This is a genomic window from Amycolatopsis sp. cmx-4-83 (assembly GCF_046548815.1).
Lineage (GTDB): Bacteria > Actinomycetota > Actinomycetes > Mycobacteriales > Pseudonocardiaceae > Amycolatopsis > Amycolatopsis pretoriensis_A.
The window spans coordinates 431,935-447,081 of the sequence record NZ_JAEBEF010000008.1 but is presented as its reverse complement, the minus strand read 5'-3'; the positions used below and the strand labels follow the sequence as shown (position 1 = coordinate 447,081).

General features: G+C 73.7%; 8 protein-coding genes. 6 read left to right on the top strand and 2 right to left on the bottom strand.

What is annotated here, in order from left to right; translation table 11 throughout:
• Positions 1-65: 65 nt before the first annotated feature.
• From ACLJQM_RS26645 to ACLJQM_RS26625, 5 genes are read left to right on the top strand one after another with little or no spacing between them, the layout of a single operon-like run.
• Positions 66-1,790: a fatty acyl-AMP ligase gene (locus ACLJQM_RS26645; protein WP_410633171.1), complete on the top strand. Its 1,725-nt coding sequence runs from the start codon at positions 66-68 to the stop codon at positions 1,788-1,790.
• Positions 1,787-8,518, top strand: coding sequence for a beta-ketoacyl synthase N-terminal-like domain-containing protein (locus ACLJQM_RS26640; RefSeq protein ID WP_410633170.1), 6,732 nt, complete (start codon positions 1,787-1,789; stop codon positions 8,516-8,518). The genes ACLJQM_RS26645 and ACLJQM_RS26640 overlap by 4 nt, the downstream gene beginning before the upstream one ends.
• The gene (locus ACLJQM_RS26635) at positions 8,518-10,095 is read left to right on the top strand and encodes an acyl-CoA carboxylase subunit beta (protein WP_410633169.1); all 1,578 of its coding nucleotides are present in this window, start codon (positions 8,518-8,520) and stop codon (positions 10,093-10,095) included. The genes ACLJQM_RS26640 and ACLJQM_RS26635 overlap by 1 nt, the downstream gene beginning before the upstream one ends.
• A 9-nt stretch (positions 10,096-10,104) precedes the next feature.
• The gene (locus tag ACLJQM_RS26630) at positions 10,105-11,079 is read left to right on the top strand and encodes an alpha/beta hydrolase (RefSeq protein WP_410633168.1); all 975 of its coding nucleotides are present in this window, start codon (positions 10,105-10,107) and stop codon (positions 11,077-11,079) included.
• A gap of 52 nt (positions 11,080-11,131) precedes the next feature.
• Positions 11,132-12,322, top strand: a complete 1,191-nt coding sequence (locus tag ACLJQM_RS26625; RefSeq protein WP_410633259.1) for a lipase family protein — start codon at positions 11,132-11,134, stop codon at positions 12,320-12,322.
• A 3-nt stretch (positions 12,323-12,325) separates the two neighbouring features.
• Here ACLJQM_RS26625 and ACLJQM_RS26620 read toward each other — a convergent pair whose 3' ends face one another.
• Together ACLJQM_RS26620 and ACLJQM_RS26615 are read right to left on the bottom strand one after the other, a co-directional pair.
• Positions 12,326-12,973 carry a cutinase family protein gene (locus ACLJQM_RS26620; protein ID WP_410633167.1) on the bottom strand — a complete coding sequence of 216 codons (648 nt, stop codon included), beginning with the start codon at positions 12,971-12,973 and terminating at the stop codon, positions 12,326-12,328.
• Between the two features lie 181 nt (positions 12,974-13,154).
• A complete protein-coding gene (locus ACLJQM_RS26615) occupies positions 13,155-13,823 on the bottom strand; it encodes a TetR/AcrR family transcriptional regulator (protein WP_410633166.1) in 669 nt (222 codons plus the stop codon).
• Positions 13,824-13,903: 80 nt separating this feature from the next.
• Here ACLJQM_RS26615 and ACLJQM_RS26610 point away from each other — a divergent pair, with 80 nt between their 5' ends.
• Positions 13,904-15,097 carry a PucR family transcriptional regulator gene (locus tag ACLJQM_RS26610; protein ID WP_410633165.1) on the top strand — a complete coding sequence of 398 codons (1,194 nt, stop codon included), beginning with the start codon at positions 13,904-13,906 and terminating at the stop codon, positions 15,095-15,097.
• Positions 15,098-15,147: the final 50 nt, after the last annotated feature.

The window sequence follows — 15,147 nt, the reverse complement described above, 5'->3', positions numbered from 1 at the left end:
CGCCGATTGACAACCGCACGGGCGCGGCTATTCACTGCGCCGGTAAACGCTCTCTGCGAGGGACCATGGAAACCATTTCCCAGCCGATTCCCGGTACACCGGAAACGCTCGGCGACGGCGAATCGTTCGCGACCCTGCTGGGCCGGTGGGCGCGGGTGCTCGGCGACGAAACCGCCGTGACGCACCTCGACTACCGCGCCACCGCGGACGGTCGCGCGGTCACGCTCTCCTGGCGTGCCCTCGACGAGCGCGTCGACGCGGTCGCCGCGCGGCTCGCGGACCTCGCGGCACCGGGGGAGCGGGCGGCGGTGCTGGCCGGGCAGTCGGTCGGCTACGTCGTGGCGTTCCTCGGCGCGCTGCGGGCGGGGCTGGTCGCGGTGCCGCTGTTCGCGCCCGGCCTGCCCGGCCACGAGGGCCGCCTCGCCGGCGCGCTCGCCGACTGCACCCCGCGGGTCGTGCTGACGACCTCGGCCGACTTCGACGCTGTTTGCGAATTCACCGCCGGGCCGGAGGTTGTCGCCGTCGACGCGCTGCCGGAAGCCGAAGCGCGCGAGTGGCCCCGGCCGGATCCCGACGCGCCCGCCTACCTGCAGTACACGTCGGGGTCGACGCGGTCGCCCGCCGGGGTCGTGCTGACCCACCGGAACGTGCTCGCCAACGCGCGTCAAGCCTGCGCCGCCTACGGGGTCGAGAGCCGGACGACGTCGACGGTCAGCTGGCTGCCGCTGTTCCACGACATGGGCCTGATCCTCGGCATCGGTGCGCCCATGATGGGCGGGATGGCTTCGGTGCTGATGGACCCGCTGGCGTTCCTCGAACGTCCGGCGCGGTGGCTGCAAGCGCTTTCCGCGAGTCCGGGCGCGATCAGCGCGGCCCCCAACTTCGCCTACGCCTACAGCGCTTCCCGCGTGACCGAGGCCGAAAAGGACTTCCTGGAGCTGAGCCGGGTCGTGTCGCTGATCAACGGCAGCGAACCGGTGCTGCCGGCCACCATCGCGAAGTTCCAGGACACATTCGGCGGGTGCGGGCTGCGACCCGAGGTCCACCGCTCCTCCTACGGCCTGGCGGAGGCCACCGTGCTCGTTTCCGTGACGGACAGCGGGAAAGTGGCCCGGCAGGTCACGTTCGACCGGGACCGCCTCGCCGCCGGGCTCGCCGTGCCGGCCGCGTCCGGCACGACGCTCGTCTCGTGCGGCCGCCCGGCGGGCCAGCGGGTGCGGATCGCCGACCCGGTGACCGGGAGCGACGTCGAGCCGGGGGAAGTCGGCGAAATCCGGGTCAGCGGCCCGAACGTCGGCCGCGGCTACTGGGGACGGCCCGACGCGTCGGCGGCGACCTTCGGCCTGCCCCCGCTCGACCCGGACACCGGCGAGGGCTGGCTGGCGACCGGCGACCTCGGCGTGGTCTTCGACGGCGAGCTGTTCGTCACCGGCCGGCTCAAGGACCTGGTCGTCGTCGACGGCCGCAACCACTACCCGCAGGACATCGAGCAGACCGTGGAAGCGCATCCCGCCGTGCGACCGCACTCGGCGGCGGCGTTCGCGATCGAAGTCCCCGACGGGGAGGCCGCGGTGGTCGTGCTGGAACGCGCCAAGGACTTCGAAGCCGGCGTCGCCGACGCCGCGGCGGACCTGCGGGCCGCGGTGTCGGCCGGGCACGGGCTGCGCCTGCACGACGTCGTCTTCCTGGCGCCCGGCGAGGTGCCGCGCACGTCGAGCGGCAAGATCAGCCGGGCGCGCTCCCGGGCGTCCTATGCGGACGGTTCGCTGACCGAGCGGCGGCTCGGGTGAACGCGGCCGGGATCCGCGCCTGGCTGCTCGCCCGGCTCGGCGACGTCGACGCCGACCGCCCGCTCCAGGAACTCGGACTGTCCTCACGGGACGCGACGGTGCTCGCCGCCGACCTGGGCCGGTTCGTCGGCCGGCCGCTGGCGCCGACGCTCGTCTGGCAGTACCCGACGATCGCCGCGCTCGCCGCCCACCTGTCCACAGTGGAGACGGCGCCGGTTCCGGAGCCGCGGCGGGAGGCCGGGGAGCCGATCGCGATCGTCGGCCTCGGCTGCCGCCTGCCGGGTGGGCTCGAGTCGCCGGCGGCGTTCTGGCGGTTCCTCGACGGCGGCGGGGACGCCATCGGCGACGTCCCGGAAGGCCGCTGGGAGACGTTCGCGCCCGCGGAAGACCTGGCCGGGCTGCCGGCGCGCGGCGGTTTCCTCGACGACGTCGCCGGGTTCGACGCGGCGTTCTTCGGCATCACCCCGCGCGAAGCCGAGGCGATGGACCCGCAGCAGCGGATCCTCCTGGAGGTCGCGTGGGCGGCGCTGGAGCACGCCGGGATCCCGCCGGAGCGCCTGCGCGGCAGCCGGACCGGCGTGTTCGTCGGGCTGTCGGCCACCGAATACGGCTCGCTGACGATGACCGACGTCGCGGGCGTCGACGTCTGGTCGGGCACCGGCGCGGCGGCGAGCATCGCCGCGAACCGGCTGTCGTACCTGCTCGACCTGCGCGGGCCGAGCCTGACGCTGGACACGGCGTGCTCGTCGTCGCTGGTGGCGGTGCACCAGGCGGTGGAGAGCCTGCGCCGCGGCGAGAGCGAGCTCGCGCTGGCGGCGGGGGTGAACGTGCTGCTGTCGCCGGGGATCACGGCGGGCTTCCACCGCGCGGGGGTGCTCGCCGCCGACGGCCGGTGCAAGCCGTTCGACGCGAGCGCGGACGGGATCGTCCGGGGCGAGGGCTGCGGCGTGGTCGTGCTGAAGCCGTTGCGCGCGGCCCGGCGGGACGGCGACCGGGTGCTGGCGCTGGTGCGCGGCAGCGCGGTGAATTCGGACGGGCGCTCCAACGGGTTGACGGCGCCGAACCCGGAGGCGCAGGCCGCACTGCTGCGGGACGCCTACGCGGGCATCGATCCGTCCACTGTGGACTACGTCGAGGCGCACGGGACCGGCACGCCGCTGGGGGATCCGCTGGAGGCGGGGGCACTCACGGCGGTACTCGGGCGCGGCGCGGACCGGCCGTTGCTGCTCGGGTCGGTGAAGAGCAACCTCGGGCACCTCGAAGGGGCGGCCGGGATCGCCGGGCTGCTCAAGGTGGTGCTGGCCATGACGTACCGGCGGCTGCCGGCGAGCCTGCACTTCAGCACGCCGAATCCGTATATCGACTTCAGCGGGCTGCGGGTGGTCACGGAGGGGACTTCGTGGCCGCGGTACTCCGGGACCGCGCGGGCCGGGGTCTCGGCGTTCGGGTTCGGGGGGACCAACGCCCACGTCGTGCTGGAGGAGTGGCCCGCCGCGGCGTTCCCGCCTCGGGGGGAGTCGGCGGGGCCGCAGGTGTTCGCGCTTTCGGCGCGGTCGGACGGGGTGGTGCGGGCGCGGGCCGGGGAGCTGGCGGACTGGCTCGCCGCGTCCGATGTGCCGCTGGGGGCGGTCGCGGCGACGCTGGCCCACCGGCGGGAGCACCTGCCGGCGCGGGGTGCGGTGGTGGGGGAGAGCCGCGGCGAGGTGGTCGAGGCCCTGCGTGAGCTGGCGGCGGGCCGCGGTGTCGTGGGCGAAGCCGAGCACGAGCCCAGCGTCGTCTTCGTCTTCTCCGGTTACGGTTCGCAGTGGTGCGGGATGGGCAGGCTCCTCCTCGGCGCCGAGCCCGCCTTCCGGGCCGAGGTCGACGCGCTCGATCCCGTTTTCCGTGCGGAGGCCGGGTTTTCGCTGCGCGAGGCACTGAGCCGCGACCTGCCGGACCTGGCCGCGACCCAGCTCACCCTCTTCGGCGTGCAGCTCGCCCTCGCCGCGCTGTGGCGGGCGCACGGTGTCACGCCGGCCGCTGTCTTGGGGCACTCCATGGGCGAGGTCGCCGCGGCCGTGGTCGCCGGGGCGCTGGACGTCGGCGATGGCCTGCTGGTCATGGCCACCCGGGCACGGCTGCTCACCGAACTCGACGAGTCGGGGGAGGGGGCGATGGCCGTCGTCGAGCTGTCGCCGGCCGAACTCGCGGACTTCCCCGAGGTCGCCATCGCGGTGTACGCGTCGGCGACGCAGTGCACCGTCAGCGGGCCCGCCGACCAGGTCGAAGCGCTGGTCGAGCACGCCGAGAGCCTCGGCAGGCTGGCAAGACGGCTGCCGGTCGGCGGGGCCGGGCACTCCGCCGCCGTCGACGCCGTGCTCGGGCGGCTGCGCGCCGACCTGGCCGGGCTCGTCCCCTGTCCGGCCACAATTCCCTGCTACAGCAGCGTTCTCGACGATCCGCGGGAGACGCCCGCGTTCGACGTCGAGTACTGGGCCGCGAACCTGCGCCGTCCGGTGCGGTTCAGCCAGGCCCTCGCCGCGGCGGCCGGCGACGGGCACACCGTCTTCGTCGAGATCGCGCCGCACCCCGTCGCGCTGGCCGCGATCGAGCAGGCCGGCGTGCTCGGCCTGGCGTCGGGGAGCCGCCGGGCCGACGAGCGGACGGCGTTCCTGACCAGCCTCGCCCGGCTGCACGTGCTGGGCCTGCCCGGCGTGCTCGCCGCCCGGCCCGCGGCGGCGCCGGTCGAGCTGCCGGGGCCGGTCTGGCGGCACGAGCGGTTCTGGCCGCGGCGGCCCGTCCGCGCCGGCGGCGGCCACCCGCTGCTGGGTGTCCACATCGAACACCCGGACGGCGGGCACCTCTGGCGCGCCGACGTCGGCACCGAGGTGCTGCCGTGGCTGGCCGACCACACCGTGCGGGACCGCCCGGTGTTCCCGGCGACCGGGTTCCTCGAGCTGGCCTTGGCCGCCGGCCGGCACGTGCTCGACCTCGAACTGCGGGAGGTGCTCCCGCTCGCCGGGCACACCGAGGTGACGACCACCCTGACCGGCGGCGAGCTGAGCGTGCACGCCAGGTCCGCGTCCGGCGAGTGGGTCCGCCACGCCACCGCGCGGATCGGGACCGGCGGGACGCCGTCCCCGCCGCTCGGGGCGGTCGAGGGCGAGCCCGTCGACGTCTACCGCGCGCTGGCGGAGCTGGGGCAGTCCTACGGGCCGGCGTTCCGCGGCCTGCGCCGGGTCGTGGCCAGCGGCGGCCGCGCGTCGGCGTCGATCGCACTGCCCGAGGCCGACCACCCGGCGTACGTGCTGCACCCGGCCCTCGCCGACGCCTGCCTGCACGCACTGGCCGCGGCGGTCGGTTCGGCGGACGGCCTCTACCTGCCGCTTTCGATCGGCGAGGTGGTCGTCGCGGGCGAACCCCGGCGGGGCGTGCGGGTGGACGCGGTGGTCGCGCCGTCCGGCGACGGCCTGCTCGGGAGCGTCCAGCTGGTCGACGCCGAGGACGTGATCCTGGTGGAGTTCCGCGACGTCTATTGCCGCCGGCTGCGCGATGCGGCGGTGGGGCGCCTCCTGCTCGAGGCGGCTTGGCAGCCGGTGGAGCTGCCCGAGGCACCGTCGCGCGAGCACCACTGGATCGAGCTGGACACCGCCGGTCTCGGAGACCGCGCGGCGCTGGCGAAGCTGTTGCGGGACGGTGAGACGACCGCGGTCATCGCCCGCCTGGGTTCGGCGGGCGGTCCGGACCCCGAGGCGGCCGCGCGGCTGGTCGAGACGCTGACGGGGGTCGTCGCCGAGCTGGCCGAGCTGCCGGCACCGCCGCGGTTGTGGCTGGTCACGGCGGGCGCGCAGGCCGTGCGGCCCGGTGAGGCGGGCGATCCCGGTCCGGCTGCGGTGCGCGGGCTGATGCGGGTGCTCGCGTTCGAGCACCCGGAGCTGCGGGCGTCGCTGGTGGACTGCGACGACTTCGCCCGGTTGCGCGACGAGATCCACGCGGACGCCCCGGACGACGAGATCGCTTGGCGCGACGGTGTCCGGTACGCGCGGAGGCTCTCCCGTCCGGAGCTCGGCGACCCGATCCGCGAGCCGGTGCGGGAGGGCGCGTACATCATCACGGGTGGGCTGGGCGGCCTCGGTTTGGTGGCGGCGAAGTGGCTGGCCGAGCGCGGGGCGACGCGGGTGGTGCTCAGCAGCCGCCGTGCGGTGGACCCGGCCGAGCTGGGCTTCGGATCGCAGCGCGCCGAGGGGGGCTCGGCTGCGAACCTCGCCGATTCGGGCGCGACTGAGCGAACGGCTGGCGCGCCGGGCGTGGGTGGGCGAGCGGCTGACAGCCACGCCGAACCGGGCATGGCTGGGCAAGGCGCCGACGGCTTCGCCGAAGCGGCCGCAGCTGGGCGGCCCGCCGATGGTCTCGCCGAGGTGGGCTTGGCTGGGCGAGCCGCCGGCGGGCTCGCCGGGGCGGGCAGGCAGGTGACTGGTGAGCTCGCCGGGGCAGGCGCGGGTGGGCAAGTGGCCGGTGGCCTCGCCGAGCCGGGCATGGCTGAGCAGGGCGCCGGCGGTTCTGCCGAAGCGGCCGCGGCTGGGGAAGGGGTTGACGGTTGCGCCGAGGCAGGCGTGGGTGGGCAAGTGGCCGGTGGCCTCGCCGAGGCAGGCGTGGGTGGGCAAGTGGTCGGTGGTTTCGCCGAAGCGGCCGCGGGTGGGCAGGCGGCCGGCGGTTTCGCCGAGGTGGCCGCGGCTGGGGAAGTGGCTGGTGGTCTCGCCGAGGCAGGCGTGGGCGGGCAAGTGACCGGCGACCAGGCCGAAAATGCTCAGTCCCGCGCCTACCCGGGCGTCGAAGTCCGCGTGGTGCCCGGCGACATCGCCGAGCCGGGGATCGCCGAGGAGCTGGTTGCGGTTGCCGTCGAAGGGGGTGTGCCGCTTCGTGGGGTGCTGCACGCCGCCGGGGTGCTTGGCGATGGGGCCGCGATCACCCTCGATGGCCCGACGATCGAAGCCGTCTGGCGGCCCAAAGCTCTGGGTGCCTGGCGGTTGCACCAAGCGACCGCCGAGCACGACCTCGACTGGTGGCTCGTCTACTCCTCCGCCGCCGCGTTGTTCGGGTCGCCGGGGCAGGCCGCCTACGCCAGTGCCAACGCCTGGGCCGATGCCCTCGTCGCCTGGCGGCGGGCGCGGGGGCTTCCCGCCGCGACCATCAACTGGGGTGCCTGGGGCGAGGTCGGCGCCGCGGCCGGGTCGGTCAATCCGGTGCTCACCCCGCTCGGTACCGAAGAAGCCCTGGCCGCCTTGGACGCCGTGCTGGCGCGGGATCGGCGAGAGACCGGGGTCGCCCGCATCGACGCCGAAACCGTGCTGGAAATGTTTCCACGTCTCGGCGAACGTCCGTTCTTCGAAATCTTCACCCCGCGGCGCGAGTCCACTTGGGACGGTGTGGAGGCACTGAGGGCGGCGACGCCCGAGCAGGCCAGGGCCGCGATCGGCGACCACCTCGCCGGGCTCATCGCGGGACTCCTCGGCTTCGCCGAAGTCGATCGGGACGTGCCGCTCACCCGGCTCGGGCTGGACTCGCTCTCGGCCATGCGCGCTCGCGGCGCCGTCGAACGCGACTTCGGGCTGCCGCTGCCGATTCCGCTCCTCCTGCGCGGAGCCAGCCTCGCCGAACTCGCCGGGCACCTCGCCGAGCAGGCCGGGTTCGGGACCGCCGCGCCGGTCGAGCGGGTGGTCGCCGGGCCGCGGGATCCCGCTGAACGGTGGGTCGCGCGGCACTGGCGGACCGTCGTCGGCGGGGCCGAACCCGGGGTGCACGACGACTTCTTCGCCGCCGGCGGGGATCCGGAACGGCTGCGGGCGCTGTTCGCCGCCGAGCTCGATGTCTTGCCCGAGCGGCTGTTCGACACCCCGACCGTCGCCGCGATGGCCGATCTGGTGCGGGACGAGCTCGAGGGGCACGGCGGCGGGCCGGTGCGGGTGTTGCGGGACGGGGCCGGCGATCCGGTGTTCCTGTTCCACCCCGCGGGTGGCCGGGCGAGCGTGTACCGCGAACTCGTGCGGCTGCTGCCGGAAGGGCAGCCGGTGTACGGGTTCGAGCGGATCGACGACGAGGACACCGTCGAGGCCAAGGCCGCCTGCTACGCCGAGCTGGTCCGCGAGATCCAGCCGGACGGGCCCTACCGGCTCGGCGGCTGGTCCTTCGGCGGCTGCCTCGCCTACGAGACCGCGCGGCAGCTCGGCGGCGCCGAACTGGTGTTCCTGATCGACACCATCCTGCCGCTGCCCGCACCGGGCACACCGGTGCAAGAGCTGCTGCTGGACCGCTTCGACCGGTTCGCCGACCACGTCTCGCGCACGTACGGCGTGCCGTTCTCGGTACCGCGCGAGGAACTCACGCGGCTCGACGAAGACGCCCAGATCCGGTGGGTCATGGCGAAGCTGGCCGAGCTCGTGCCGGACCTCGGCGCCGGCGTGCTGCGGCACCAGTACGAGTCCTATGTGGACGCCCGGGTCGCCGAGCGGTACTTCCCCGAGCCCTGCGGCGGGCGCGTGGTGCTGCTGCGGGCGCAGGAACCGCACCCGCTGACCACCGCGCTGGACCCGCGGTACCTGCGCACCGACGACACCCTCGGCTGGGACGCGTACTGCGGCGCCCTCGAAGTCGTGCGGGTGCCCGGTGACCACGTGTCGATGATCGACCCGCCGCACGTGACGGCGCTGGCCGCCGCGCTCGCTGCCCGGCTCGGAACGGTGGTGCGGTGATGGACGAGCTCACGCCGGGGACGGCGTTCCGGATCGCCGACCTTGCCGCCCGGCAGGACGAAGCCGTGCGGATCGCCGAGAAGCGGGCCGTCGACCGGCAGCACGCCAAGGGCAAGCTGACCGCGCGCGAACGCATCGGGCTGCTGCTGGACCCCGGGTCCTTCGTGGAACTCGACCAGTTCGCGCGGCACCGGTGCGCCGAGTTCGGGATGGACGCGAACAGGCCGTGGGGCGACGGCGTCGTGACCGGGCACGGCACCGTCGACGGGCGGCAGATCTGCGTGTTCTCGCAGGACTTCAGCGTCTTCGGCGGCAGCATGGGCGAGGTCTCGGGCGAAAAGGTCCTCAAGGTGATGGACCTCGCGATGTCGCTGGGCTGCCCGGTCGTCGGGATCAACGACTCCGGCGGCGCGCGGATCCAGGAAGGCGTCGTCTCGCTGGCGTACTACGCCGAGCTCGGCCGCCGCAACGCCCACGCGTCCGGCGTCATCCCGCAGATTTCGATGATCATGGGCCCGTGCGCGGGCGGCGCCGTCTACGCGCCGGCGATCACCGACTTCACCGTGATGGTCGACGGGACTTCGCACATGTTCGTCACCGGCCCGGACGTCGTGCACGCCGTCACCGGCGAGCGGGTGACCGCGCAGGAGCTCGGCGGCGCGGCCGTGCAGTCCGAAGTGGCCGGCAACGCCCACCACCGGGCCGCGAACGAGGAGGACGCCGTCGAGTGGGTGCAGACCCTGCTCGCCTACCTGCCGTCGAACAACCTCGACCTCGCCCCGGAATACGCCGACGACACCAGCGCGGTCGTCACGCCGGCCGACCTCGCGCTCGACCGGCTGGTGCCCGACTCGCCGCACCGGACCTACGACATGGCCGAGCTGATCGCCGCGCTGGCCGACGACGGCGAGTACACCGAGGTGCACAGCGCTTTCGCGGCCAACATGATCTGCGCGTTCGGCCGGGTCGAGGGCCGGACGGTCGGCATCGTCGCCAACCAGCCACGCCACCAGGCCGGCGTCCTCGACATCGACGCGTCCGAGAAGGCCGCCCGGTTCGTGCGCTTCTGCGACGCCTTCGGCATCCCGCTGCTCACCCTCGCCGACGTCCCCGGCTACCTGCCGGGCACCGGGCAGGAACGCGGCGGGATCATCCGCCGCGGCGCCAAGCTGATCTACGCCTATTCGGAGGCGACGGTGCCGAAGGTGACCGTCGTCGTGCGCAAGGCTTACGGCGGCGGCTACGCGGTGATGGGCTCGAAGCACCTCGGCGCCGACGTCGTGCTGGCCTGGCCCACCGCCGAAATCGCGGTGATGGGGGCCGAAGGCGCGGTGCAGGTGCTGCACCGGCGTGAACTGGCCGCCCTGCCCCCGGAACAGCGGGAAGCGGCGCGCCGCCGGCTCACCGACGAGTACCGCGAGCACCACGGCGGCCCGTACCTGGCCGCCGAACGCGGCTACGTCGACCAGGTCGTCACGCCGTCGCAAACCCGCCTGCACGTGGCGCGGGCGCTGCGGACCCTGCGGACCAAACGTCAGACCCTGCCGGCGAAGAAGCACGGCAACATCCCCTTGTGAGGAGTCGCGATGAAGCGATTGGCTTTGCTGGCGTTGTCGGCGGTGCTCCTGCTCGCCGCCGGCGGCGTCGCCCCGGCCCAGGCGGCCCCGGCGGTGGCCGACGACGGTGCGAAGGTCGTCTCGGAAACCTGGCTGGACGCCCGGACCGTCGACCTCAAGATCAGTTCGCCCGCGCTCGGCACGACCGGGATGGTCCGGCTGATCGTACCGGCCGGCTGGGCGGCGCAGCCGAGCCGGACCTGGCCGGTGCTGTTCCTGCTGCACGGCTGCTGCGAGCCGGTCGACTACAAGTCGTGGGACCAATTCACCGATGTGAAGGCGTTCACCGCGAACAAGGACGCGCTCGTCGTGATGCCGACGGACGGCCCGGCCGGGATGTACACCAAGTGGTGGAACTTCGGCCTAAGCGGTACCCCGGACTGGGACACGTTCCACACCGCCGAAGTGCGCCAGATCGTCGAACGCGGGTACCACGGGGGTACCCGACGGGCGGTCGCCGGGTTGTCGATCGGCGGGTACGGTGCGCTCGCCTACGCGTTCAAGCACCCGGGGATGTTCGGCGCGGCCGCGTCCTACAGCGGCGTACCGAACACGCTCTTCCCCGGCATCCCGGTCTGGATCATCGGCATCCTCGCCCGGGCCGGCATCTTCAACTACCTGCAGCTGTGGGGCGACTCCTTCGGGATGCGGCCGCTCTGGTCGGCGGGCAACCCCTACGACCACGCCGACCAGCTGCGCGGTACGGCGCTCTACATCTCCTGCGGCAACGGGCAGACCGGCCCGCTCGACCCGCCCGGCCAGTCCGACGTCCTGGAGCCGTCGGCGCTGCTGTCGTCGCAGAGCTTCACGGACCTGCTGCGCTCCAAGGGGATTCCCGCGACCGTCGACTACTACGGGCCCGGCACGCACAGCTGGCCGTACTGGCAGCGGGCCCTGCACAACTCGTGGCCGGTCCTCGCCGGCGCACTGGGCCTTCCGGCCTGATCTTCCCGTTCGACCGATGGAGGTTGTGGTGAAGTCCGTCCACGTGCGACAGCTGGTGTCGGCGCTGGTGAGCTGCTGCCTGGTGGCGCTGGGGGTGGTGGCCGCGAGCCCGCCCGCCGGCGCGGCCGCCGCCCCGATCCTGCCGGGGCCGTTCGACGACTCGTTCTACACCCCGCCGTCGCCGCTGCCGGCCGGGAAACCCGGGGACGTGCTGCGCTGGCGGCCCACGGTTCCGCTGCTGAACGCGGCCAACGCCGACGCCTGGCAGGTGATGTACCTCTCGACCAACGCCCAGGGCCGTCCGGACGCGGTGACCGGGACCATCCTGGTGCCCAAGGGGAAGGACCCCGCGGCGGCGCCGATCGTCGGGTACGCGGTGGGTACGCAGGGCCCGGCGTTCAAGTGCACGGCGTCCAAGGCGATGGAGCGGGGCACGCTGTACGACCAGCCGGCCATCAACGACTCGCTGTCCTCGGGCTACGCGGTCGCGGTGACCGACTACGAGGGCTACTCGCCGGCGACCGTGCCGACGTACATCACCGGGCAGTCGATGGGCCCGGCCGTGATCGACTCGGTGCGGGCCGCGCAGAACCTGCCGTCCGCCCGGCTGGCGAAGAGCGCCAAGGTGATCTTCCAGGGCTACTCGCAGGGCGGCGGCGGAGCGATGTGGGCGGGGGAGAAGCAGCCTTCGTACGCACCGGAGCTGAACCTCGTCGGCGTCGTCGCGGGCGGCGTCCCGGCCGACCTGACCGAGGTCGCCAAGGGCCTCGACGGGTACATCGGGTTCGGGTTCCTCGCGTTCGCCGCGGTCGGGCTGGACGCGGCCTACCCGGACCTGAAACTGGATTCGTTCCTCAACGACACCGGCCGTCAGCAGTTGTCCGACGCCAAGAAGAACGCGTGCGTGGCGGAACTGCTGCTGAACTATTCGTTCAAGAAGATCAGTGATTACACGACGTCGAATCCGCTCGCGACCCCGCAGTGGCAGGCGCGGCTGGCGGAGAACAAGCTGGGCGCGAACCCACCGCGGGTGCCGGTGTTCCAATACCACGCGAGCACCGACGAAATCGTCAACACCCCGCAGGCGGAGACGCTGCACCGGACGTACTGCGCGGCCGGCGTCCGCGAGCAGTGGAAGACCTACCTCTCCGACCACGCGACAGGAATCCTGGCGGGCAACGCCGACGCCCACCAGTGGATCGTCAACCGCTTCACGGGGGCGGCGGCGCCGTCGAACTGCTGACGATCAGACCTTCGCGGCGGCGAAGGCTGCTGCGTCGGCGGCTTTGTTCCCGTAGCCCAGGTGGGCCAGGAAGTTGAACCCGCCCGCCTGGCAGATCGGGTCGCCGGTGGCGCAGTAGTCCTTGGTGCGGCTCTGGTAGGTGCCGGTGACCTGGCGGCCGAGCGCGCGGATCGGGTTGCCGAACAGCAGGATCGCGGCGATCCGGGGCGCGAGCTCCGCGGGGATGGTCGCGACGATCGGGCCGCCGACGACGGCGCCGTCGCTGCTGATGCCGATCGAGTTGTCGACGACGTTCGCGCCCTGGGAATAGCCGACCAGCACGAACCGCTGCTGCGGGCAGGCCGCGGCCTGGGCCTTGACGTGGTTGACCAGGTCCGTGTTGCCCTTCTGCACGGACGCGGGCTCGCCGAGGTCGGCCGGGTAGTCCACCCGGTAGCTGCTCAGCGTGCGCGGGCGCAGCGAATTCTGGACCGCCTGGTAGACGGGGTCGCCGACGATGAACCCGAGCGTGCCGGGTTCGCCGGTGCCGCGGGCGACCGGGACGTCGATGTCGGTGCACGGCGCGGCGGACGCCGCCGGCGCGGCCGCGACGCTCAGACCGGTGATGGCGATACCGAGTGCGGCGGCGGCGGAAAACAAGCGCGTTTTCATGGCTGATCAACACCTCTTCGCGGGAAAACGGGTTCGGCAAGCGCTTTCCGGGTGGATCGGAAATGCATTTCGGCGCTTGCGGGTAACGGCAGCGTCGCAGTGGCCGCCGACCGCGGCAAGAGTCAATTGCGAAGGCCGGCGGGAATTGTCCGGCGGGTGACAACCAGTCCGGTGTGGATGCTCAGGTGGCGCACTGGCGCGCGTCGTCGACGCGGTCGAGCAGCGCCGGGTCGAGGCCGCGCAGCGCGGCCAGGACGAACCCGGTGGCCAGTTCGCCCGCCGCGATCGGGTCGACGCCGGGGGAGTGCGACACGTGCATCGCGGCGCGGCCGACGAGGCCCACCATCATCGCGGCGAGCAGGTCCGCGCCCGGGCCGGGCGTGCGGCCGTGGGCCAGCAGGTGCTCGTGGATCCGGCCGAGGACGTGCGTGGTGACGGTGTCGGCCAGCGCGCGGCGCTCGTTCGACATCTCGTCGACGGCGGAGTCGAACAGCAGCCGGAAGCTGTCCGGGTGGGCGCCGGCGTAGCCGAACATCGCCATCACCGAGAGTCGCACGCGCTCTTCCAGTGGCCGCGCGCTCGCGGTTTCGTAGGCGGTGAGCACCCAGTCCCGCAGCGCGGCGACTTCGCGGGTCACGGCGGCGCGGAAGAGGGCCGCTTTGTCCCCGAAGTGCGCGTAGAGCGTGGGTTTGGTGGAGTCGGCGCGCTCGGCGATCAGCCCCATGGTGGCCTGGGCGTAGCCGCGCTCGGCGAAGACCGCGCGGGCGGCGTCGAGCAGTTCGCCGTCGGTGGGCCGGGCGGCCGGGCTGCGGCGAGCGCTGGATCGATCAGGACGACTCGGCCGGCTCATGGAGGTGTACTGTACGGTCCCGCTGCTTTACCGTCCGGTAAAGCTCGTTCCGTCGCCCGTCCCCGGTGGAGGAACCCTTGGTGTCCCCCGAAAGTGCCCGGCCACGCGTTCCGGCTCACCGGGACGACGGCGAAGAGATCCTCGGGAGGAGCGAGCTGGCGGCGCTCATGCGTCCGGCCCTGCCGGCACTGGTGGACTGGATCGTCCAGGAGGTGCGGCGGGTCGTCCCGGTCTACGCCCGGCCGGGGGACGGGTCCTACGGCCGCGTGACCCGGCACGGCGTCGAGTGCGCGGTCGCGCTCTTCGTGGACCTCGTCGAGGACCCGCGGGCGCCGCGCGACCGGCTGTACGCGACGTGCCACCGGCTCGGTGCGGGCGAAGCGCGCGAAGGCCGGATGCTCGACGACCTCCAGGCGGCGTACCGCGCCGGCACCCGCGCGGGCTGGCGCTGGATCATGCGGCTGGGCCGTCGCCACCGGCTGTCGTCGGCGGCGATGGCGCGGCTGGCCGAGATGCTGTTCGGCTACGCGGACGAGCTGGCCCGGATGTCGGCGCAGGGCTACCGCGAGGCGCGCGCGGAGATCGACGGCACGCGGGCGGGCCTGCGCCGCCGGCTGCTGCGGCTGCTCGTCGGCCCGGGCACCCTCCCGGAGCCGGTCCTCGCCGAGCTCGCGGCCGCGGCCGGCTGGCCCGTCCCCGGTTCGGTGGTGGCGATCGCGGCGGAGACGGCAGCCGGCACGTCGTGGGGTCCCGAGGTGCTCACCGACCTCGAACCCCCGCAGCCGTACCTGCTCCTGCCCGCTCCGGCCGCCGCCGGCGCGCTGACCCGCCTCGGCACGCGCGTGGCGGTCGGCCCGGCGACGGAGGTCGCTTCGGCGGCGGACTCCCTGCGCTGGGCCCGCACCGCCCTGCGCCTGGTGGCCGACGGCGCGCTCCCGGACGTCCCGGTGACGTGGTCCGCGGAGTACCTGACCACGCTGTGGCTGCTGTCCGACGCGCCCCTGGCGGACCAGCTGGCGGATCGGGAACTGGCCCCGCTGGCGCAGTTCCCGGACCGCACACGGCGGCGGCTGGGCGAGACGCTGCTGTCCTGGCTGCAGAACGGGGGCAACTCGGAGAAGATCGCCGTGGAGCTTTCGGTGCACCCGCAGACGGTGCGCTACCGCGTGCGGCAGCTGAAGCAGGCGTTCGGGGAGCGGCTGGAGGACGCCGACGCCCGGTTCGCGATGCAGGCGGCGTTGCGCGCTTCGGGGCTCAGGTCGCGGCGAGCCTGACTGTCGCCGGAGCCGCGCGGGCGAGTGTCGTGAACGACTCGTTCATCGCG